This is a genomic window from Pseudideonella sakaiensis (assembly GCF_048320135.1).
Lineage (GTDB): Bacteria > Pseudomonadota > Gammaproteobacteria > Burkholderiales > Burkholderiaceae_C > Ideonella_A > Ideonella_A sakaiensis_A.
Map to the genome: position 1 here is coordinate 3,300,858 of NZ_CP182947.1, position 20,083 is coordinate 3,320,940.

Annotated in this window: 17 protein-coding genes; 7 read left to right on the top strand and 10 right to left on the bottom strand. The window is 67.0% G+C overall.

Translation table 11 applies throughout. The features are described from left to right. Nucleotides 1-4: 4 nt before the first annotated feature. On the bottom strand, nt 5-856 hold the full coding sequence (locus tag ACNH6H_RS14950) for an endonuclease/exonuclease/phosphatase family protein (RefSeq protein WP_418318743.1): 852 nt from the start codon (nt 854-856) through the stop codon (nt 5-7). A gap of 157 nt (nt 857-1,013) precedes the next feature. Between ACNH6H_RS14950 and ACNH6H_RS14955 the strand changes: the two genes are divergently transcribed. Further along, nucleotides 1,014-1,673: a peroxiredoxin gene (locus tag ACNH6H_RS14955; protein ID WP_418318745.1), complete on the top strand. Its 660-nt coding sequence runs from the start codon at nt 1,014-1,016 to the stop codon at nt 1,671-1,673. Nucleotides 1,674-1,684: 11 nt separating this feature from the next. Here the strand turns inward: ACNH6H_RS14955 and ACNH6H_RS14960 are convergent, their stop codons facing one another. Both ACNH6H_RS14960 and ACNH6H_RS14965 read right to left on the bottom strand, forming a co-directional pair. Next, complete coding sequence (locus tag ACNH6H_RS14960; protein WP_418318746.1) at nt 1,685-4,843, bottom strand: transglycosylase domain-containing protein; 3,159 nt, start codon at nt 4,841-4,843, stop codon at nt 1,685-1,687. 350 nt (nt 4,844-5,193) lie between these two features. Further along, complete coding sequence (locus ACNH6H_RS14965) at nt 5,194-6,861, bottom strand: ABC transporter permease (protein WP_418318748.1); 1,668 nt, start codon at nt 6,859-6,861, stop codon at nt 5,194-5,196. 110 nt (nt 6,862-6,971) lie between these two features. Between ACNH6H_RS14965 and ACNH6H_RS14970 the strand changes: the two genes are divergently transcribed. The 5 genes from ACNH6H_RS14970 (at nt 6,972) to rocF (ending at nt 12,427) form a co-directional block, all read left to right on the top strand. Further along, entirely contained in the window at nt 6,972-8,096 is a 1,125-nt protein-coding gene (locus tag ACNH6H_RS14970; protein ID WP_418321338.1) for an ABC transporter ATP-binding protein, read from the top strand. Between the two features lie 138 nt (nt 8,097-8,234). Next, nucleotides 8,235-9,677 carry a S41 family peptidase gene (locus tag ACNH6H_RS14975; RefSeq protein ID WP_418318749.1) on the top strand — a complete coding sequence of 481 codons (1,443 nt, stop codon included), beginning with the start codon at nt 8,235-8,237 and terminating at the stop codon, nt 9,675-9,677. A gap of 85 nt (nt 9,678-9,762) precedes the next feature. After that, nucleotides 9,763-10,548: a HesA/MoeB/ThiF family protein gene (locus ACNH6H_RS14980; RefSeq protein ID WP_418318750.1), complete on the top strand. Its 786-nt coding sequence runs from the start codon at nt 9,763-9,765 to the stop codon at nt 10,546-10,548. A 5-nt stretch (nt 10,549-10,553) separates the two neighbouring features. Then, nucleotides 10,554-11,456: a TIGR00730 family Rossman fold protein gene (locus ACNH6H_RS14985; protein ID WP_418318752.1), complete on the top strand. Its 903-nt coding sequence runs from the start codon at nt 10,554-10,556 to the stop codon at nt 11,454-11,456. 47 nt (nt 11,457-11,503) lie between these two features. After that, a complete protein-coding gene (gene rocF, locus ACNH6H_RS14990) occupies nt 11,504-12,427 on the top strand; it encodes an arginase (RefSeq protein WP_418318754.1) in 924 nt (307 codons plus the stop codon). Between the two features lie 507 nt (nt 12,428-12,934). Here the strand turns inward: rocF and ACNH6H_RS14995 are convergent. The 3 genes from ACNH6H_RS14995 to ACNH6H_RS15005 all read right to left on the bottom strand — a co-directional run bounded on the left by ACNH6H_RS14995 (nt 12,935) and on the right by ACNH6H_RS15005 (nt 16,777). Further along, nucleotides 12,935-13,330, bottom strand: a complete 396-nt coding sequence (locus tag ACNH6H_RS14995; RefSeq protein ID WP_418318755.1) for a YkvA family protein — start codon at nt 13,328-13,330, stop codon at nt 12,935-12,937. A 64-nt stretch (nt 13,331-13,394) separates the two neighbouring features. Next, nucleotides 13,395-15,917 (bottom strand): ligase-associated DNA damage response DEXH box helicase, encoded by a 2,523-nt coding sequence (locus ACNH6H_RS15000; protein WP_418318756.1) that lies wholly within the window; start codon nt 15,915-15,917, stop codon nt 13,395-13,397. After that, on the bottom strand, nt 15,917-16,777 hold the full coding sequence (locus tag ACNH6H_RS15005; protein WP_418318757.1) for a DUF429 domain-containing protein: 861 nt from the start codon (nt 16,775-16,777) through the stop codon (nt 15,917-15,919). The genes ACNH6H_RS15000 and ACNH6H_RS15005 overlap by 1 nt, the downstream gene beginning before the upstream one ends. Before the next feature lie 110 nt (nt 16,778-16,887). Here ACNH6H_RS15005 and ACNH6H_RS15010 point away from each other — a divergent pair, with 110 nt between their 5' ends. Next, complete coding sequence (locus ACNH6H_RS15010; protein ID WP_418318759.1) at nt 16,888-17,049, top strand: hypothetical protein; 162 nt, start codon at nt 16,888-16,890, stop codon at nt 17,047-17,049. A 20-nt stretch (nt 17,050-17,069) separates the two neighbouring features. Here the strand turns inward: ACNH6H_RS15010 and ACNH6H_RS15015 are convergent, their stop codons facing one another. The 4 genes from ACNH6H_RS15015 to ACNH6H_RS15030 form a co-directional block, all read right to left on the bottom strand. Next, nucleotides 17,070-17,387 carry a chaperone modulator CbpM gene (locus ACNH6H_RS15015; RefSeq protein WP_418318761.1) on the bottom strand — a complete coding sequence of 106 codons (318 nt, stop codon included), beginning with the start codon at nt 17,385-17,387 and terminating at the stop codon, nt 17,070-17,072. 14 nt (nt 17,388-17,401) lie between these two features. After that, complete coding sequence (locus tag ACNH6H_RS15020; RefSeq protein WP_418318763.1) at nt 17,402-18,343, bottom strand: DnaJ C-terminal domain-containing protein; 942 nt, start codon at nt 18,341-18,343, stop codon at nt 17,402-17,404. A gap of 81 nt (nt 18,344-18,424) precedes the next feature. Further along, nucleotides 18,425-19,306 carry an EamA family transporter gene (locus ACNH6H_RS15025; RefSeq protein ID WP_418318764.1) on the bottom strand — a complete coding sequence of 294 codons (882 nt, stop codon included), beginning with the start codon at nt 19,304-19,306 and terminating at the stop codon, nt 18,425-18,427. A gap of 130 nt (nt 19,307-19,436) precedes the next feature. Then, on the bottom strand, nt 19,437-20,081 hold the full coding sequence (locus ACNH6H_RS15030) for a DUF4142 domain-containing protein (protein ID WP_418318766.1): 645 nt from the start codon (nt 20,079-20,081) through the stop codon (nt 19,437-19,439). Nucleotides 20,082-20,083 lie beyond the last annotated feature (2 nt).

Consider the following 20,083-nt stretch of genomic DNA (forward strand, 5'->3'; position numbering starts at 1 on the left):
CGGCTCAATCCAGTTCAATCACCAGCGGTTGGTGATCCGACGCGGCAGTGCCGGCATCGACCCGCACGTCGCGCACCTGCCTGGTGAGCTCCTGGCTGACGAAGGCGAAGTCGCAGCAGAACGGCGGGCCGGGCCACTGCTGCTTGTCGTGGATACCGACCGTCGGCGGATGCGGCTCGCCGGGGTGGCAAAGCTGCCAGGCGTCGCGGTATGGCGGCGTCTGCAGATCGATCGGCGCGCACATCCAGCCATGTTCCGGGTCATCGGGCCGGAAATTGCAGTCGCCGACCAGGACGGAGGCCGCTGCGCGCGGCAGATTCTCGAACGGTCCATCGGCCGCGTCGCCTGGTCTGCTGCAACGGGCCTGTGCGACGGCTTCGGCGTGCAGCGCGAGCAGTCGCTCGATCTGCGCGCGCCGCTGGCGTGCCGAGTAGTACTCGAGGTGGGTGGTCGTCACCCGCAACGGCCCGGCCGGGGTTTCGATGGTGGCCTCGAGCGCCATCCGCTGCATGCTGCGCAAGGCGTCGTCGGCAGGCCAGGGCAGCAGATGGCGGAAAACCTGCCGCACTGGCAGCCGCGACAGCATCATGTTGCCGAAGCGGCGCCGCCGGCCCTGTGGACCGGACAGGTCGGACGCGATGCCGCAGACGGCCTGGTAGTCCGGCAACAGCCTGGCAAGCTGCTCGAACTGGTCAGCCCCGTCGCAGCCCGGCAGGTTGTCGTGGCCGGCCGAAACCTCCTGCAGGCACAACACGTCGAAATCGGCGAGTGCACGCGCGTCGGCAACGATGCGTTCGAGGTCGACCTGGCCGTCGGCGCCGCGGCCCCATTGGATGTTCCAGGTGATCAGATGCATGCGGCGTGTTCCGGACTGGCCCGGATTGTCGAATGTAGCCATGCGCCTGTCGATGGCTTGCACGGCCTGCGATCATCAGTTCGACCGACACGCTGACGACCCCATGCGCCGGGTCGGCCACAGCACTTTTTCAGGCGCGCTGAGAGGAAGCACCACCATGTCATTGCGCATCAACGACACCGCACCCGATTTCACCGCCGAAACGACCGCCGGCAAGATCAGTTTCCACGACTGGATCGGCGACAGCTGGGCGGTGCTGTTTTCGCACCCGAAGGATTTCACGCCGGTTTGCACGACCGAGCTTGGCTACATGGCGAAGATCGAGCCCGAATTCAAGCGCCGCAACTGCAAGCTGATCGGGCTGTCGATCGACCCGGTCGACGACCATTCGCGCTGGGCGAAGGACATCGAGGAGACCCAGGGCCATTTGCCCAAGTACCCGATGATCGGCGACACCGACCTGAAGGTCGCGAAGCTGTACAACATGCTGCCGGCCGACGAAGCCGGCAGCTCGGAGGGCCGCACCGCGGCGACCAATGCGACGGTGCGTTCGGTCTTCATCATCGGCCCGGACAAGAAGATCAAGCTGATGATGACCTACCCGATGACGACCGGCCGCAATTTCGACGAGATCCTGCGCGTGCTCGATTCGATGCAGATGACCGCCAGACACAAGGTCGCGACGCCGGTCAACTGGAAGCAGGGCGAGGACGTGATCATCGCCGGCTCGGTCTCCGACGACGATGCGAAAAAGCTGTTCCCGCAAGGCTGGCAGGCGCCGAAGCCCTACCTGCGCATCGTCAAGCAACCGCAGTGACGGCACCGCCGTCAGCGGGCGGCGCGTTTGTCCGGCGCCGGATCCTGCCGGGCTGCAACGGCACCGGGTGATGCCGCCGGTTCGGCCGCGCCGTCCGATGCGATCGACTTGCCGCCACTGCGTGGCGGCGTCGCCTGCAGGTCCTGCCCTTCGTCGAGCGGCGGGCAGCGGCCGGCGCCCGCCTGGTCGCCGGCGGCGCGGATTGCCGGCTCGAGTATCGGCGCCATCAGCTTGACGATCTGCACCGGCAGCGCGCTGGTGAAGCGGAATTTTTCGGCGGCCGGGCCGGGCACATAGGCGGTGATCGTGCCGAAATGCCGGTCGCCGATGAAGAAGACGAAGGTCGCGGTCCGGTTCAGCACTTTCGAGCCGGTCTGGTGTCCTTTTGCGCTGTAGGTATTCAGTCGGTTGTCGCCGGTGCCGGTCTTGCCGCCGATCTCGACCAGTTCACCGCCCGGGCCGTTCAGCGCGCCGTCGAGCCGGCGCGCCGTGCCTTTCTCGACGACCAGCCGCAGCGCCTTGCGCACCGTGCGCGCGACTTCCGGCGCCATCACGCGTTCCGCACCAAGCCCGTCGCGCAGCGTGCGGGTCTCGTACGGCGTCGCCTCGGCAAAACGCAGCGCATGGATCTGCACCGTCGGCTGGCGGATGCCGTCGTTGACGATGATGCCCATCAGTTCGGCCAGCGCCGCCGGCCGGTCGCCGGAACTGCCGATCGAGGTGGCGTAGGACGGCACCAGCCGCTCGAACGGATAACCGAGGCGTTGCCACGAGCGCTGGATCTCGGCGAATGCATCGATCTCGAGCAGCGACAGGATGCGCCGGTTCTGCGCCGCCTTTGCCCGGGTTCGGAACAGCCAGCCGTAGACCTCCTGGCGCTGTGGCGCGCCGGCGGCAATGACTTCGCTCATCGTCGCCAGCGGGTTGGTCTGCAGCTGTGCGGCTACCCACAGTTCGAGCGGGTGGACGCGCGCCAGGTAGCCGCGGTCGGGCAGCGAAAACTCGTCGACCGCATATTTCGCGTACAGCCTTTCCATGTCGTCGCGGTCGAGCGTCGACGACGGCAGGTGTTTCTCGAAGAAGCGGGTGAATTCGTCGAGCGAGGCCTTCGGCTTGACCGATCGGAAGATCACCGCCAGCCGCAATGGCGTCGGCTGGATGCCGGCGACCAGCGTATCGAGCTGCTCGGCACTCGTCTTGCCGGCCAGGCGGCGGTAGAAGTTTCGCGTGAACTGGGCGCCTTCGCGGTCGGCAAATCGCTTCAGCAACACCTCGCGTTCCGGATGGCTGCTGTCCTCGAGGATCCGTGCCGCCGAGCCGGGTTCGCGGTACAGGTGGTGGTAGACGATGTCGCGCATCAGCCGGATGAAGACGAGGTTGACCGAATCGCGAAGCGCTTCGCGCAGATCCGGATATTTGCCGTCGTCGGCGCGGTTGAAGTTGTCGAAGGTGTGGGCGCCGCCGCCGGTGAAGAAGGTTTCGCCCGGATTGGCCGAATAACGCCGGTCCATCGCCGCCTCGAGCAGCGTCGTCAGCGAGCGGTCCTTGTTGCCGCGCAGGTGGTTGACGACGAACTGCGTCAGCCGGTCCTTCTTCGCGACATCGTAGGCGGCGAGCTGCTTGTCGCTCAGGTCGACCAGTTCGCCGTGCAACCTGGCGATGATCTCGAGGTAGGTGACCAGCGTGCGCAGCTTCGCGGTCGATCCGAGCTCGAGTTTGGCGCCGGTATTGATGTCGAACGGCTGGTCGAGGTTGTCGGTCTGCACCCGCACATGGTTGACGCCGTCGCCGCGTTCGTACAGCGTGAAGCTGTAGAACAGCTTCGTCGGGTCGCCATATTCGAGTAGCTGCCGGTCGATCAGCCCATGGGCCTTTGCCTGCCCCGGCTCGCGCAGCTTGGCCAGCAACTCCGAAATCTGTGTCTGCAGGTGGCCATCGATGCTGCTGCGCACCCGCAGGTCGAGCCGATCGAGGTCGTAGAAACTGTTGACGTCGATCAGCGATGCGAGTTCGGTGCGCACCAGGGTCGCCGCCTTGCGGTCGCGGACGTCGATCGCGCCGTCGGCCAGTTCGTCGCGGTCGTAGGCCTGCTTGATCTTCAGCGGCACCTTCAGCGTCGCGTCGGCCAGCCTGGCGTCGATCAGGCCGCCCTGGCGCAGCAGCCGCACATAGGAATCGGTCAGCCCGGCCAGCTTGTGCTGGCCGCTGGCGAAGAAGTGCGCCGGGCGGCGTTGCGCGATATACAGGCTCAGCACCTGGCGGAATGCGGTCGCCTGTTCGGCCAGCGCCTTCGGATCGGCGGCCACCTCGGCCGGCGTCTTGCGCAGCGCGCGGTTGCTGGCCTCGACGTCGGCGCCGTACCAGGTGTGCAGTCCGTCGAGCACGCCATTGACTTCGCCGAAGCCGCGCATCGCGCCGAGCGGCAGGCCGTTGACATAGTCGAGCAGGATGCGGGCCCTGGCGGCATCGGTCGACTCGCCGTCGCGGTAGGCACGCACGCTGGCCGAGACCAGCTGCAGGTATTTGTCACGGATGTCGGCGGTGCGCCCCTCGGCCGAATGGCGGAATTTCTCGAGCTGGGTCGCCAGCGTGCTGCCGCCGGCGGCCGGGTGTTCGGGCTCGATCACCGACTGGATCTGGTCGATCACCGCGCGGCCGAGGCGGTCCCATTCGACGGCCGGGTTGTGGGTCGACGATGGCGAGGCCAGCAGCTCGCGGTTTTCGATGAAGGCCAGCGATTGCGCCACCAGCGGCGGTATCGACGCGGCATCCGGATAGACGAAGTGCGGCTTCGCGGTGCGATAGAGCGGTTCGGCGCGGCAGTCGAGCACGGTCAGCCCGGCCTGCGCCTTTTCGTCGAAGGGCGGGAAATAGCCGCGCCGGATGTAGTCGATCAGCGCATCGTTCTGCCGGGCCTGCGCGACCACCGGATGGTTGCGCTTCGCGAGCCGCTCGGAAAACACCGGAATCCGCGTATAGCCGAGCCGTTCGTCGTAGGGGCCGGCCTGCGGGTAGCGGTTTGCCGGGCTGGGCCCGGGCTTCAGTTCGAAACCGAGCTGCTCCGCCCATGTCGACAGGTAATGGGCCTGCAGCGTCGAGTGGCGCATTTCCCAGCGCACCAGCAGCACGGCAATGCCGATCAGCAGCAGCAATGTGGTGCTGCCGATCAACCAGCGGCGCAGCCGGCGGCGAGGTTTCCCGGGACGAGCAGGAATGGGTCCGGCCGGCGCGGCGGAAGGTACGGGTTCAGCTGGCGAGACCATGGAAATGCGACAACACGAGAGAAGGGGAAAGAAGGATGTGCCGCCGGCACGACCGTCGCGCCATCATCGGTCGAGCGACAGCAGTCCTTGCTTATAGCATCGGCGATGCGGCGGCAGGTGCCGCGTTGTCGCGCAATGGCGACAAGGTTTTTGCGTCAGCCGTTGCCGTGCGTGGCATGTCACGAAATGGGCAAATTCTGTTCCCGCGCGGCAGCCGTCTGCCGATGGCATCTGCGGCGCCGCGGCGGCGGTGTATTTCAGCCCGGGGGCACCACCCGCGGCTGGCGCAACGAGCGCGACAGCAGCAGCACCGGCGCCAGGCCGACCAGCACGATCGCCAGCGACGGCAGCGCCGCCTCGGCCAGCCGCTCGTCGCGCGCCAGCTGGTAGGCAACGACCGCCAGCGTATCGCTGTTGAACGGCCGCAGCACCAGGGTTGCCGGCAATTCCTTCATCACGTCGACGAATACCAGCAGCATTGCGCTGAGTGCGGCGCGGCGCAGCAGCGGCGCGTGCAGCCGGGTGAAGATGCGCATCCGCGAGCTGCCGAGCATGCGCGCGCTTTCATCGAGGTGGGTGCTGAGCCGCGCATACCCGGCGTCGACCGACTGCAGCGCGACCGCGCTGAAACGCACCAGATACGCATACATCACGCCGAACAGCGTGCCGGTGACCAGCGCAGTGGTGCCGGCCTCCGGCCAGTGGCGCTGCAGCCACGCCACCGGCAGCAGGATGCCGACCGCAATCACCGCCCCGGGGACCGCATAACCGAGCGAGACGATGTGCGCGCCGATGCGCAGCGATGCACGGCCGAAGCGGCCCTTGCGCGACGCCGATTTGCTTGCCGGCAGTCGCAGACTGAACGCGAGCAGCAGCGCCAGCGCGGTCGTCAGCAGCGCCGCCAGGCCGGCCAGCTTGAAACTCGTCAAGGCCCACGGGATGAAGCGCGACCACGGCAGGCCGCCGAGCAGGCCGGTCTGGTCGGCCTGCATTTCCTGCCACAGCAGGCGCAGCAACACCAGCACCGGCAGCACGAAGCCGAGCAGCACCGGCAGCGCGCAGCAGCTGACCGCCAGCAGCGCGGCCGCGCCGCGCAGGCGCAGCGGCTGCGCCTCGTCGCTGTGCTGTGCGCTGCGGCGGCTGGTCGCAAAACCATGGCGGCGGCGCGAGCGGCGCTCCAGCCACATCAGCAATGCCACCAGCGCAAGCAGCATCGACGCCAGCTGCGCCGCCGCATCGGCATCGTTCATCACCAGCCAGGCCTTGTAGATGCCGGTGGTGAAGGTCTGCAGTCCGAAGTACGAGCTGACGCCGTAATCGGCGAGGGTTTCCATCAGCGCCAGCGCAACGCCGGCGGCGATCGCCGGCCGCGCCAGCGGCAGCGCGACCTCGCGGATCCGCCGCATCGTGCCGGCGCCGAGCATGCGCGCAGCTTCCATCAGGTGCACGCCGCGCTCGCTGAGTGCGGCCCGCGTCAGCAGGTAGACATACGGATACAGGCACAGAATGAACATCAATGCAGCGCCCCACAGGCTGCGCACGTCGGGCCACAACGCGCCGCTGGCGCCGGTCAGCTCGCGCAACGTCATCTGCAGCGGGCCGCTGTAGGCGAGAAAATCGGTTGCCGCATAGGCCAGCACATAAGCCGGCATCGCCAGCGGCAGCAGCAAGGCCCATTCGAGCCAGCGCCGCCCCGGAAAATCGAACAGGCTGACCAGCGCGGCGGTGACGCTGCCGATCAGGCTGACGCCGACCGCCACCGCCACCGTCAGCAGCACCGAATTGCGGGCATAGGCCGGCAACACCGTTTCGAACTGGTGGCGCAGCACCTGCATGCTGGCGGCATCCGGCGCCAACCATGAGGCCAGCACGCCGAGCACCGGCAGCGCAAGCAGCAGGCAGGCAAGGGTCACCAGTCGGGTCATGCAGGCGGGTCTCGGTCGCGGACGGAGGCGGGCGGGCCGGCCAGGCCGGCCGGATGGTTAATGCGAACCAAACGCATTCGGATTTGCCCCGCTATCATAGGTCGATGGCAGTGTTTCTCCAGATCGAGCAGGCCAGCGTCGACTACCGCAGCGCCGCCGACGTGCGCGCGGCGGCGGGCCATGCTGCGGTCGACTCGGTATCGCTGACGCTTGCCGCCGGCCAGATCGGCGTGCTGATCGGCCCGTCCGGCTGCGGCAAGACCTCGCTGCTGCGCGCGGTTGCCGGCCTCGAGCGGCTGAGCGGCGGGCGCATTGCGATCGGCGCCGAGGTGTTGAGCGACCGCGCGGCGCGCCATCATCTGCCGCCGGAGGCGCGCCGCATCGGCATGGTGTTCCAGGACTATGCGCTGTTCCCGCACCTCGATGTCGCCGCCAACGTGGCGTTCGGCATCAACCACCTGCCGGCGGGCGAGCGCCGCGAGCGCACGCAGAAGATGCTCGAACTGGTCGGTCTCGCCGATGCCGGCCGGCGCGCGCCGCACCAGTTGTCGGGCGGCCAGCAGCAGCGGGTCGCGCTGGCACGGGCGCTGGCGCCGCAGCCGCGGCTGATGCTGCTCGACGAGCCGTTTTCCAGCCTCGACGTCGACCTGCGCGAGCGGCTCGCGATCGAGTTGCGGGCGATCCTGAAGGCTGCCGGCACGACCGCGCTGTTTGTCACCCACGACCAGCTCGAGGCGTTTGCGGTCGGCGACCTGATCGGCGTGATGAATGCCGGCAAGCTCGAGCAGTGGGACGACGCCTATACGCTGTACCACCGGCCGCTGACCCGCTTCGTCGCCGATTTCATCGGCCACGGCGTTTTTGCGCCGGCGCAGATCATCGCCGGGCCGCAGGCCGAGTCGGCCGTCGCCGGCGCGCGCAACAACGCCATCGTCCGCACGCCGCTCGGCGATCTCGTCGACAGTGCCGAATGCCCGCTGCCCGATGCCTATCCGGACGGCAAATGCGACGTGCTGCTGCGCGCCGACGACATCATCCACGACGACGCCGCGCCGGTGCAGGCGCGCATCGAGCGCAAATCCTTCCGCGGCGCCGAGTTTCTTTATACGCTGCGGCTGCGCAGCGGCGAGCAGGTGCTCGCCCATGTGCCGTCGCACCACGACCACCAGGTCGGCGAATGGATCGGCATCCGCGCCGAAGTCGACCATGTCGTGACTTTTGAACGCGGCGGCTGAAACCTTGTCAAAGCGGAATTGGCCTGCAACTAAAGTGGTTGGCCACTGCTCCGATACGATGGGGGCAGTCTTATACTGCAAACGTGTTTCGGCGGTGACGCCGTTGCGCCGGTTTTTACAAGGTAACGGGCAGGCGATATGGGTGCAAAACTGAAAGTAGCGGGCTGGGTCATGGTCGGGGCGTTAGCCGGCGGATTGGCCAGCATGCAGTTCCAGGCGATTGCGCGCAGCCCGGTTTCGCAGCTTCCGCTCGAGGAATTGCAGCAGCTCGCATCGGTGTTCAGCATGGTCAAGAGCGACTATGTCGAGCCGGTCGATGAAAAAAAGCTGATCACCGACGCGATCAGCGGCATGGTTGCCGGTCTTGATCCGCACAGCCAGTATTTCGACAAGAAGAGTTTCAAGGAATTCCGCGAAGGCACGACCGGCCGCTTCGTCGGCGTCGGCATCGAGATGAGCATGGAAGACGGCCTGGTCAAGGTCGTTTCGCCGATTGAGGGTTCTCCCGCATTCCGCGCCGGCATCAAGAGCGGTGACCTGATCACCCGCATCGACGATACGCCGGTCAAGGGCCTGACGGTCGACCAGGCCGTCAAGCGCATGCGCGGCGAGCCCAATACCAAGGTGCTGCTGACGGTGTTCCGCAAATCGGAGAGCCGCAGCTTCCCGGTGACGATCATCCGCGAGGAAATCCGCCAGCAAAGCGTGCGCTCGAAGATGATCGAGCCAGGCTATGCGTGGATCCGCGTCAGCCAGTTCCAGGACCGCACCGTCGAGGATTTCGCCCGCAAGCTCGAGGACGCCTACAAGCAGGATCCGAACCTGAAAGGCATTGTGCTCGACCTGCGCAACGACCCGGGCGGCCTGCTCGAGGCGTCGGTCGCGATTTCGGCGGCCTTCCTGCCGAGTGATGCGGTGGTCGTGACGACCAACGGCCAGATTCCGGAATCGAAATCGGTCTTCAAGGCATCCCCCGAGTACTACATGCGCCGTGGCGGAACCGACGCGCTGCGCCGGCTGCCGGAGGCGGTGAAGAACGTGCCGCTGGTGGTGCTGGTCAACGAGGGTTCGGCATCGGCCAGCGAAATCGTCGCCGGCGCGTTGCAGGACCACAAGCGCGCAACGATCATGGGCGCGCAGACCTTCGGCAAGGGTTCGGTGCAGACGGTGCGCCAGCTGTCGCCGGAGACGGCGCTGAAGATCACCACCGCCCGCTACTACACGCCGAGCGGCAAGTCGATCCAGGCCCGCGGCATCATCCCGGACGTGATGCTCGACGAAACCGCCGAGGGCAACCTGTTTGCCGCGCTGCGTCCGCGCGAATCCGATCTCGACAAGCACCTCGAAAGCGGCCAGGGCGAGGCGGCCCGCGATGCGGCTCGTGCGAAGGCGCGCGAAGAGGCGCGCAAGCGGCTCGAGGAAGAAACGAAGCGCTCGAACGAGCCGCCGAAGCCGCTGCCCGAATTCGGCAGCCCGGAGGACTTCCAGCTGTCGCAGGCGATCAACCGCCTGAAAGGCAAGCCGGTGCTGGTCAGCAAGACGGCGGTCGAGCGCAAGGCCGAAACGACCGAAGCCAACTGATGGCCGGGCCCGGCAGCGGGTCCGCAGCCAGAATCCAGTCGACGCCCGCTTCGCGCGGGCGTTGCCGTCTCGAAGCGCGCCGCCGATGAACGACGACCAGTTGCTGCGCTATTCGCGCCACATCCTGCTCGATGAGATCGGCATCGAAGGGCAGAGCCGGCTGCTGCAGTCCCATGCCCTGGTGATCGGTGCCGGCGGCCTCGGCTCGCCGGTGCTGCTGTACCTGGCGACCGCCGGCGTCGGCCGCATCACCGTCGTCGACGACGATACGGTCGACCTGACCAACCTGCAGCGGCAGATCGCGCACACGCTGGCGCGGGTCGGCCAGCCGAAGGCCGCGTCCGCGGCGACGGCGATCGCCGCTGTCAATCCGGACATCGAGGTGATTGCACTGCGTGAGCGCGCCGACGCCGCGCGGCTGGCCGAACTGGTCGCGCCGGTCGATGTCGTGGTCGACTGCTGCGACAACTTCAAGACCCGCCATGCGGTCAATGCTGCCTGTGTGGCCCTCGGCAAGCCGCTGGTATCGGGCGCGGCGATCGGATTCGACGGCCAGGTTTCGGTCTACGATAGCCGCCAGCCCGAGGCGCCCTGTTATGCCTGCCTGTTTCCGCCCGACGTCACCTTCGAGGAGGTGCAGTGTGCGACGATGGGCGTGTTTGCGCCGCTGGTCGGCATCATCGGTGCGGTTCAGGCCGCCGAGGCACTGAAATTGCTCATCGGCATCGGGGCCTCGCTGGCCGGCCGCCTGCAGATGCTCGATGGCCGCGAAATGGCCTGGACCGATATCCGGATGGGCAGACAGGCCAGCTGCCCGGTCTGCCACGACCGGCCCGCCAGCCAACCCGGCCGCAACCCGGCCACCGACTGAGAACCATGGACAAGAGAACCGAACTGACGGCCCGGAATTTTCCGAGCGCCCAGGAAGATGCCGAAGCGGCATTGCCGACCTCGCGCTACCAGGGCCCCGAAAGCGCCTACCGGCTGGCCTTTGCCGACGAGGATTTTTTGCTGCGCGAGGAATTGCGCCCGGTGCGGATGCAGCTCGAACTGCTGAAACCGGAACTGATCCAGCGCGAGATGGGCATCCAGTCGACCGTCGTGATCTTCGGCAGCGCGCGGATCGCGCCGCCGATCGAGGCCGGCGCCGCGCTGGCGCTGGCGCAGGTATCCGGCGACGAGCGGGTGATCAAGCTTGCGCAGCGCCAGCTCGAGATGTCGAAGTTCTATGCCGAGGCGCAGCGGCTGTCGGCGATGATCACCGAACGCACCGCGAAGCTGTCGACGCCGGTCTATGTCGTCACCGGTGGCGGCCCCGGCATCATGGAGGCCGGCAACCGCGGCGCTTTCGACGTCGGCGGCCGCAGCATCGGGCTGAATATCGTGCTGCCGCATGAACAGGCGCCGAACGACTACATCACGCCGGAACTGTGCTTCCAGTTCCACTATTTTGCGCTGCGCAAGATGCATTTTCTGATGCGCAGCATCGCACTGGTCTGTTTCCCGGGCGGCTTCGGCACGCTCGATGAATTGTTCGAAACGCTGACGCTGATCCAGACCGGAAAATGCCGCAAACGCCCGATCCTGATGTTCGGCCGCGATTTCTGGAGCCGCTTGATCAATTTCGAACTGCTGATCGAAACCGGCATGATTTCACCCGGAGATATTCACCTGTTCCGGTTTGTCGAAAGTGCCGACGAAGCCTGGGATATATTGAATGCAGAGTATGGATTCGACGAGGCTGAACTGGCCGATGCAAATGCGCCTGGAACCGTCTGAGCATTGACGATCTCGAACGGCGGGTAGCCACGACCACTGGATCACCGATGAACCATTCGATCAGCCTGATCGGCGCTCCGACCGACATCGGGGCCGGCGCCCGCGGCGCCAGCATGGGCCCGGAGGCGCTGCGCGTCGCCAACATCGGCCCGATCCTCGAATCCCACGGCCTCGAGGTCGTCGATCGGGGCAACCTGAGCGGTCCGCCGAATCCGTGGCAGCCGCCGGTCGATGGTTATCGCCACCTCGATGCGGTGGTCGCATGGAACCGCCTGGTCCATGATGCGGTGTATACCGAACTCGGCCTCGGCCGGCTGCCAATCCTGCTCGGTGGTGACCATTGCCTCGGCATGGGCAGCATCAGCGCGGTGGCCCGCCATTGCCGCGACAGCGGCAAGAAGCTGCGTGTGTTGTGGCTCGATGCCCATGCAGACTTCAATACCAGCCAGCTGACGCCGAGCGGCAATATCCACGGCATGCCGGTGGCCTGCTTGTGCGGCAACGGCCCGCAGGAACTGATCGAGATCGGCGGCAAGGTGCCGGCAATCAGCCCGAAGTCGGTGCGGCAGATCGGCATCCGCAGCGTCGATCCGGGCGAGAAGCGGCTCGTCCACGAAGCCGGGCTTGAAGTATTCGACATGCGCTACATCGACGAGATGGGCATGCGCCACACGATGGAGCTGGCGCTGGCGACGCTCGACGCCAATACCCATTTGCACGTCAGCTTCGACGTCGACTTTCTCGATTCGGAGATCGCGCCGGGTGTCGGTACGACGGTGCCGGGCGGGCCGACCTACCGCGAAGCGCAGCTGTGCATGGAGATGATCGCCGATACCGGCCAGTTGGCAAGCCTCGACGTGATGGAGCTGAACCCGGCGCTCGATGTGCGCAACCGGACTGCCGAACTGGCCGTCGACCTGATCGAAAGCCTGTTCGGCAAGAGCACGCTGATGCGCAAGGCCTCACGCTGAGGCTGAGTCGTTGCGCCGGATGACGGGCCGGACGGACGCCGGCCGCTGGCTCAGAATTTCAGATAGGTGTTCGTGCAGAACACGTCGCTCGGCGGCGGCGGAGCGATATAGATCTTCGTCTTCGCGGTGATGATCGGCGGATCTTCGGGCCGCCACGGCGCCTTGCTGCGCGGGCCGCCGCTCGACTGGCTGCGGCTGGTGGTCGGCCGGCTGGTCGCATAGGCGTTGGCCAGCTTGTCGTTGGCGAAATAACGCACGCGGCGCGCCGACAATTTGGCCCTGACCATCTGCCCGGCGGCTACCAGGGCTTCGGCCGAGCGCCGGACCTGTTCGGGAGAATATCCGCTGACTTCGCTGACAGCAAAACCCTCGCTGGATTTGGATAATGTAATTAGATTGGTATGGAGAACGGTATTGGTAGAGAGTTTGTTCATTCCAGTATTATAACATTGGAACAAATCTTTGTCATCCTTTTCCTACAGCGGCGCTGCGATATCGCCCCCGTCGTCAGCCGAGCCAGCCGGCGGCCACCATCGCCCACACTGCGCCGACCAGCAGCAACACCCAGATCGCAACCACCAGCACCGCGCCCCAGATCAGCCGCGGCGCCTTCTCCGAGCTGAGTTCGGCCTCGCGCAGCCGCGCCTGCCAGAGACCGGGCGGCGTCATCTTGACCGCCAGCGCGATGCCCAGCGGCAGCAGGATGATGTCGTCGAGCAAACCGAGCACTGGAATGAAATCCGGAATCAGGTCGATCGGGCTCAAGGCATACAGCAGCACGACCAGCGCGACCAGCTTTGGCCCGCGTGGCGTCTGCGGATGTTTCATCAGCTTCCACAGCGCCAGCAGGTAGACGGCCAGGCGGGCGCGGTTGGCGGCGCCGAACAGGGAACGGAATTTCATCGGAGTGGCGGCGGTCTGGGACAAGCTTGTCAGATGGCGCCGGATCCGCGAACTGCAAGCAGGTTCAGCGCCGCGAGGCGGTTTCGACATTGCGCCGTCGCGACGGCCGTGCCGCCAGTTCCCTGCGATCGACCTCGGCATTCATCTCGCCCAGCAAACGCTCGAGCCGGGCGCCGAGTTTTTCATTGCTCAGCTGCTCGCGCAGCCGCTCGACCATCAGCGGCAGGCTCAACGGGCTCGGCACGTCGAGGGTGACCGCAGCAATCTTCCGCTCGCGCATGCCGGCGAGCGCCGCACGCAGCCGGCCGATTTCCAGTTCCTGGCCGAGCACCTCCTGTTCGGCCTGGTTCAGCAGCCGGTTTTCGGCATCGTATTTGCGGAAAACCTCGTAGAACAGGCTGCTCGATGCCTGCAGCTGCCGGGTGCTTTTCGGCTGCCCCGGGAAGCCGCCGAATACCAGCCCGGCGACGCGTGCGATCTCGCGAAAGCGCCGTTGCGCTAGCGCGGTGTTGTTCAGGCTCGCGAGGACGTCGGCGAGCAGCGTGCTGTCGTCGAACAGCCGCTGCGTGAACAGATCGGCCACATCGAGCGGGTCGGCGGCCAGCAGTTCGAAACCATGGTCGTTGACGCTCAGGCTGAAGGTATTCGGCCGCTGCTGCGCGAGCCGCCACGCGAGCAGGCTGGCCAGCCCGAGATGGACATTGCGACCGGCAAACGGGTAGAGGAACAGGTGGTGGCCCTCGCGCGAGTGGTATTGCTCGATCAGCAGCAGGCCGGGCTCGGGCAGCCGCGACAGCCGTGCCTGCGTCAGCAGCATCGGCTGCGCGGCGCGCAACTCGGCGCTGTCGAAGCGGCCTGCAGCCGCCTCGGCAAAAACCTCGACGACCGCATCGGCAAGTTCGCTCGACAACGGCATCTTGCCGCCATTCCAGATCGGCACGACGCCCTTGCGGCGGGTCGATCGCTGCACATAGGCCGTCATCTCGCGCGCCCGCAGAAATTCGAGCACCCGCCCGGCATAAACGAAATGGTCGCCCTTGTGCAACCGGGCGATAAAACTTTCCTCGATGCTGCCGATCACCGCGCCGCCCTGGTAACGCACCTGCATCGACGAGTCGCTGACGATGGTGCCGATCGCCATCCGGTGCCGGCGCGCGATTGCTGCATCCGGCACGCGGTAGACGCCATCGACCAGCACGACGCGGTGGAATTCCGGATAGGCGCCGAGGCTGGCGCCGCCGCGCTCGACAAAGGCCAGCGCCCAGTCGAATTCGGCGCGGGTCAGCGCGCGGTAGGCATGGGCCTGCCGGACTTCGGCATACAACTCGTCGGCAATGAAGCCGCCACCGAGGGCCACTGTCGTCAGGTGCTGGACCAGCACGTCGATCGGCCGATCCGGCGAATCGCGGTTCTCGATCCGGCCGGCCAGCGCCGCATTGCGCGCTGCCGCTGCCTCGACCAGTTCGAGGGTATTGGTCGGCACCAGCGTGACGCGGCTCGGCCGGCCGGGCGCATGGCCGCTGCGGCCGGCGCGCTGCAGCAGCCGCGCGACGCCTTTCGGGCTGCCGATCTGCAGCACCCGCTCGACCGGCAGGAAGTCGACGCCGAGATCGAGCGAACTGGTTGCGACAACCGCCTTCAGCCGGCCTTCCTTCAGCCCGCCCTCGACCCAGTCGCGCACCGACTTGTCGAGCGAACCGTGGTGCAGCGCGACCAGCCCCGCCCAGTCGGGCCGCGCCTCGAGCAGCAGCTGGTACCAGATCTCGGCCTGGCTGCGGGTATTCGTGAAGACCAGCGTCGTCGACGACCGTTCGATCTCGTCGACGACCGGCCGCAGCATCTGCGCACCGAGGTGGCCGCCCCATGAAAAACGGCCTGGATTCTCCGGCAGCAGCGTATCGATCACGAGCTTTTTTGCGACCCGGCCATGCACCAGCACGCCGGGCGACGCGTCGGCATCACCGGCCGCACCGAGCAGCACCTGCATCGCATGCTCGAGGTTGCCGAGCGTCGCGCTGAGGCCCCAGACGCGCAGCTGCGGATTCCAGCGCCGCAGCCGCGCCAGCGCGAGCTGCACCTGCACACCGCGTTTGTTCGCGATCAGCTCGTGCCATTCGTCGACGATCACCGTGTGCACCGCGCCGAGCGCGTCGGCTGCATGGTCGCGGCTCAGCAATACGCTCAGCGATTCGGGTGTCGTCACCAGCGCGCTCGGCATCCGCCGGTCCTGCCGCGCGCGTTCTGCGGCCGCGGTATCGCCGGTGCGCTGCCCGATCGTCCAGTCCGGCGCCAGCGCGGCGGCGGCGGTCTGCAGCGCGGTCGTCGTATCGGTCGCCAGCGCACGCATCGGCGTCAGCCAGATCACGCCGAGCGGCGGCACCTTGCCGGCACGCTCGGTGCGCGTGGCTGCGGCGGCGAGCAGTGCGCCTATCCACACCGCATAGGTCTTGCCGCTGCCGGTCGTTGCATGCAGCAGGCCGCTGCGCCCGGCGAGCATCGCATCCCAGACCTCGCGTTGGAACGGAAAGACCCGCCAGCCCCGCTCGCCGAACCAGGCGCGCGCGCTGCGCAGTGTCGCTCCGGCCATCAGGCGGCGCTTTCTGCCTGCGCAGCCAGCGGGTCGGCGCTGACGATCCAGCCCTCGAGCGGATCGATCGCCACCGGCAGGCCGTAACCCGGCTGGCCGGCCGCCCAGCCGGCCTGCAGCAGGCACAACACCGCATCGAGCGCATCACCCATCGGGTCGGCGAGCAGCGCCTCTCGTTGCGCACCGTCCAGAACCAGCCGCAGGCCGAGCCGGCTGCGCCCTTCCTCGAGCGCCGCAATCAGCTGCTCGCGGGCCAGTGCACGCTCCGGCGTCTGTTTTGCCGGCTCATCGCTCTTGTAAGGGCGCCGGCCGATCAATTCGCGCGCCAGCAGGCCCGGATAGGCCTCGAGCGCAATCCGCTGCGGGTCCCCAGCATGCAGGCCAGGCAGCGTCACGCCGGCATCGATCAGCAGCGGCACGCCGGCATGCATCATCCAGGCGACCGGTGGGTTGACCCATTTCATCGACGGCGACGAGCCGGCCGGCCGGTCGCAGGCGCGGTGGGCAAATTTGCCGCCGGCCGGCCGTGAGTCGCAGAACACGGCGAAGGTCGTGCGAATCTGCGTCCGCTCGAGGCTCGCGTAATGGCGCATCAGCGGCAGCCACTGCTGCGGCCAGCCGAGCGCCATCACCAGTTCGCGCGGCAGGCCGAACGGCAGGTCGAAGCCGCCGATCCACGACGGCCGCTGCGGGTCCGACAGTGCCACGGCAAAGGCCGGCAAGGTCTCGTGGCGGCATAGCCCTTCAAGCCGGACCAGCGTGCCGTCGCGGCTCCCCTCGGCGACGAGAATCGGCTTGCGCCGGCTCGGCCGGCTCGAAAAATCGATACCGAGCAGCAGGGGCAGGGAGGGCAAGGCCATCGACCGATTCTCCATCGCGGAACCATGCGGTGCCGGTTGTCGTCTATCCTGCACCGCAGCCGGCGTACGATGGGCCGGCAAACCCGCACCTCAAACAGCAAAGGAACACGATGTCCGACGATTCAGGCGCGATGAAGAAAGCCCAGCCGGCAATGCCGCAACCGACCCAGATCCCGGCGACCAAGCCGACCGGCCAGCGTCGCAGCAAGGAGCGCGGCAAACATACGCGCAAGAAGAATCCGGGCAAGCGCGCCCGCTCGGGCGGCAGCTGAGAGAGCCAGCCGCGCCGGGCTCAGACCAAACCGGCGCGGCGCAGGCGCGCGCGCAGCGCGGCGATCTCGTCGAGCAGGTCGATCACCAGCGCCGCGCCCGACGGGCCCAGTTCCAGGCTGCGTTCGAGCCGCAGCGCGGTGCGCGCGGTGCGCAGTGCCGGACCGCTGAACCGCCAGTCTGCCGGCCCGCTGCCTCGCGGCTCGAGCACACCTTCAGCGACCAGTTCGAGCAGCTGACGCTCCGGCGCGCCGCAGGCGCGGCACAGGTCGAGCAGCGTGAATTCGATCTGCTCCTCGACGACGACGGTTTCGACGACATGCGACTGTCTGGCAGCCATCTGCGCAATCCTCCTCAAGCACGGCGCGGGTCAAAACCCGCAAATGCCTTCGCCATCGCGGCATAGGCCTCGCGGCCGCCGGGCAGATCGGCCGGCGGCAGGCTGATCGTGATCACCACATAGAGATCGCCGGCCGGCTTGCCGGGCAGGCCGCGGCCGCGCAGCCGCAGCTTGCGGCCCTGCCGCGAGTCGGCGGGAATATTCATCTGCACCTCGCCGTCGGGCGTCGGCACCGCGACGCTGGCGCCGAGCGCGGCTTCCCATGGCGTGACCGGCAGGTCGACATACACATCGCGGCCATCGACGCGAAAACGCGGGTGCGGGTTGAAGGCGATTTCAAGGTACAGGTCGCCGGCCGGTCCGCCACCGAGGCCGGCCGCCCCCTGGCCGCTCAGCCGCAGGTGCTGGCCCTCGCGCACCCCTTTCGGAATATTGACGTCGAGCTGGCGCTCGCGCATCGTCGCGTGGCCATGGGCGTCGACGACCGGCATGCGCAGCGAAATCGTCCGCCGTGCGCCGCGGTAGGCGTCCTCCAGGTCGATCACGACTTTGGCATGGTGATCGTTGCCTTGTGCGCGCATGCCCGGGTGGCCACCACCGCCAGCGCGGCCTGCGCCGCGGCCGAAGATGGCCTCGAAAAAGTCGCTGAAATCGGTGGCGTCGCCGAAACCGGCCCCGCGGCCGCTGAATTCGAAGCCGGGATCGGCGCCATAACCGGGCTCGAAATCCTGGCCTCGCTGGTGGCGCCGCTTGACCTCGTCGTAGGCGGCGCGGCGTTCCGGATCGCTCAGCGCCTCGTTCGCCTCGCTGATCTCCTTGAAGCGGGTTTCGGCGTCGGCCTCCTTGCTGACATCCGGATGGTATTTGCGCGCCAGTTTGCGGTAGGCGCGCTTGATCTCGTCCTGCGAGGCGGATTCCTCGACCCCAAGGATCGCGTAATAGTCCTTGAATTGCATCGTTGCTTGTGGCGATTGCTGTCGGGTTGCTGGGCTGGGACTGATTCGGCTGTGCTCTAGATCGTGGCGGATGCGTCGATTTCAACCGATCGCAAGGCCGGCAACACCGGCGGCGATGCAAGCCGCGCCGGCAATGCGCCAGCCGCGGTCGCCTTCGCCGAGCAGCCGGCCGCCGAGCAGCGCGGCAAACAGCATCGACATCTCGCGCGCCGGCGCGACGTGGCTCAGCGGCGCCAGCGTCATCGCATACAACACCATCACATAGGCCAGCGGGCTGATCGTCGCGACGACCAGCGCATGCCGCCACTGCTGCCGCCAGGCCATTGCAAACGTCGTGCGGTCGCGCAGCGCGCCGCGCAACATGAACGGGATGCGCAGCAGGTTGCCGAAATAGTCGACCAGGATCGGCGAGATCAACGCCACCTTGACCGCATAACCGTCGATCAGCGTATAGCCGGCGATCAGCGCGCCGGTTGCCAGCCCATAGCCGATGCCGAGCCGGACCCGCGTCGCCGATACCGGATCGTGCACCTTGGCCCACAGGCCGGGCCCGCCGGCGATCAGGAAGACGCCGCCGGTCACCGCCAGCACACCGGCGATGCCGAGCGGGCCGAGCTGCTCGCCGAGCAGCAGCAACGCGCCAAATGCGCTGATCAGCGGGCCGGTGCCGCGCGCGACCGGATAAACCACCGTCAGGTCCGATTCACGGTAGCCGCGCAGCAGCACGCGGAAATAAAGCAGGTGGGTCAGGCCGCTGCCAAGCAGCAGGCTCCACTCGAGCCAGCCCCAGCGCGGCAGCACGCCCCAGGCCATCCAGATGCCGAGCGGGCTCCACAACACCGCCACCATCACCGCGGTCAGCAAGACAAACGGGCTGCCGCCGGCGGCCTTTTTCGCGACGATGTTCCAGGTTGCATGCAGCAGCGCTGCGGCGACGACGAGGGCGAGGGCGGTGGGCGACATCGGCAACGATTGTCGGCTGCCCCGCCAGGAGCCCGACGGGCCGGAACACCACGCAGAAAAACCTGCGCCGCCACGGGGGCGGCGCAGGCTCGTCAGTCGACCGGCAGTCAGTGCTGGCCGGTGGTCTTCATCAGCTGTTCGACCGCTTCAGCGCGCCGCTGGTGCGTTGCGCCATCTCGAGGTGGTGCTTCAGCGTCGGCAGCTTGCTTTCGGCAAACGCCTTCAACTCCGGATCCTTCAGCGACTTGCTGGCCTTCTCGAACAGCTTCACGTCCTTCTTGTGCGCAGCCAGCATCTTGTTCATGTACATCCGGTCGAAGCCTTCGGCCGAGCTCTTGGCCATTTTCTCGACATCCCGGCGGTGCGACTTGTCGAGCTCACGGTCGAGTTCGATGCCTTTCGCGCTGACGAGCTTCATCAATTCCTCGTTCGCCTTGCCGTGGTCCTTCACCATCAGCGAGGCGTATTCCTTGACCGCCGGATGCGAAGCCTTGTCCTGCGCGAGTTTGCCGAGTTCGACCTCGAGCATGCCGCTTTGCGCGGCTTTCGTGACGAATGTGCGGTCACCCTTTGCCAGGTCGGCACCGGCCTTGCTGTCGGCGCTGATCGCCTTGTCCTTGCCGGCATCCGGCGTCGCGACGCTGGCCGATGCGGCAGCCGCCGCCTCGATCGCCGCCTTCTTCGTCATCTCCGGCGTGTCGGCGGCAGCGGCTCCCTGGGCAGCGAAGGCGAGCATCGCGGCCAGCGCAATGGCATTGAACTTGTTGTTTTTCATCG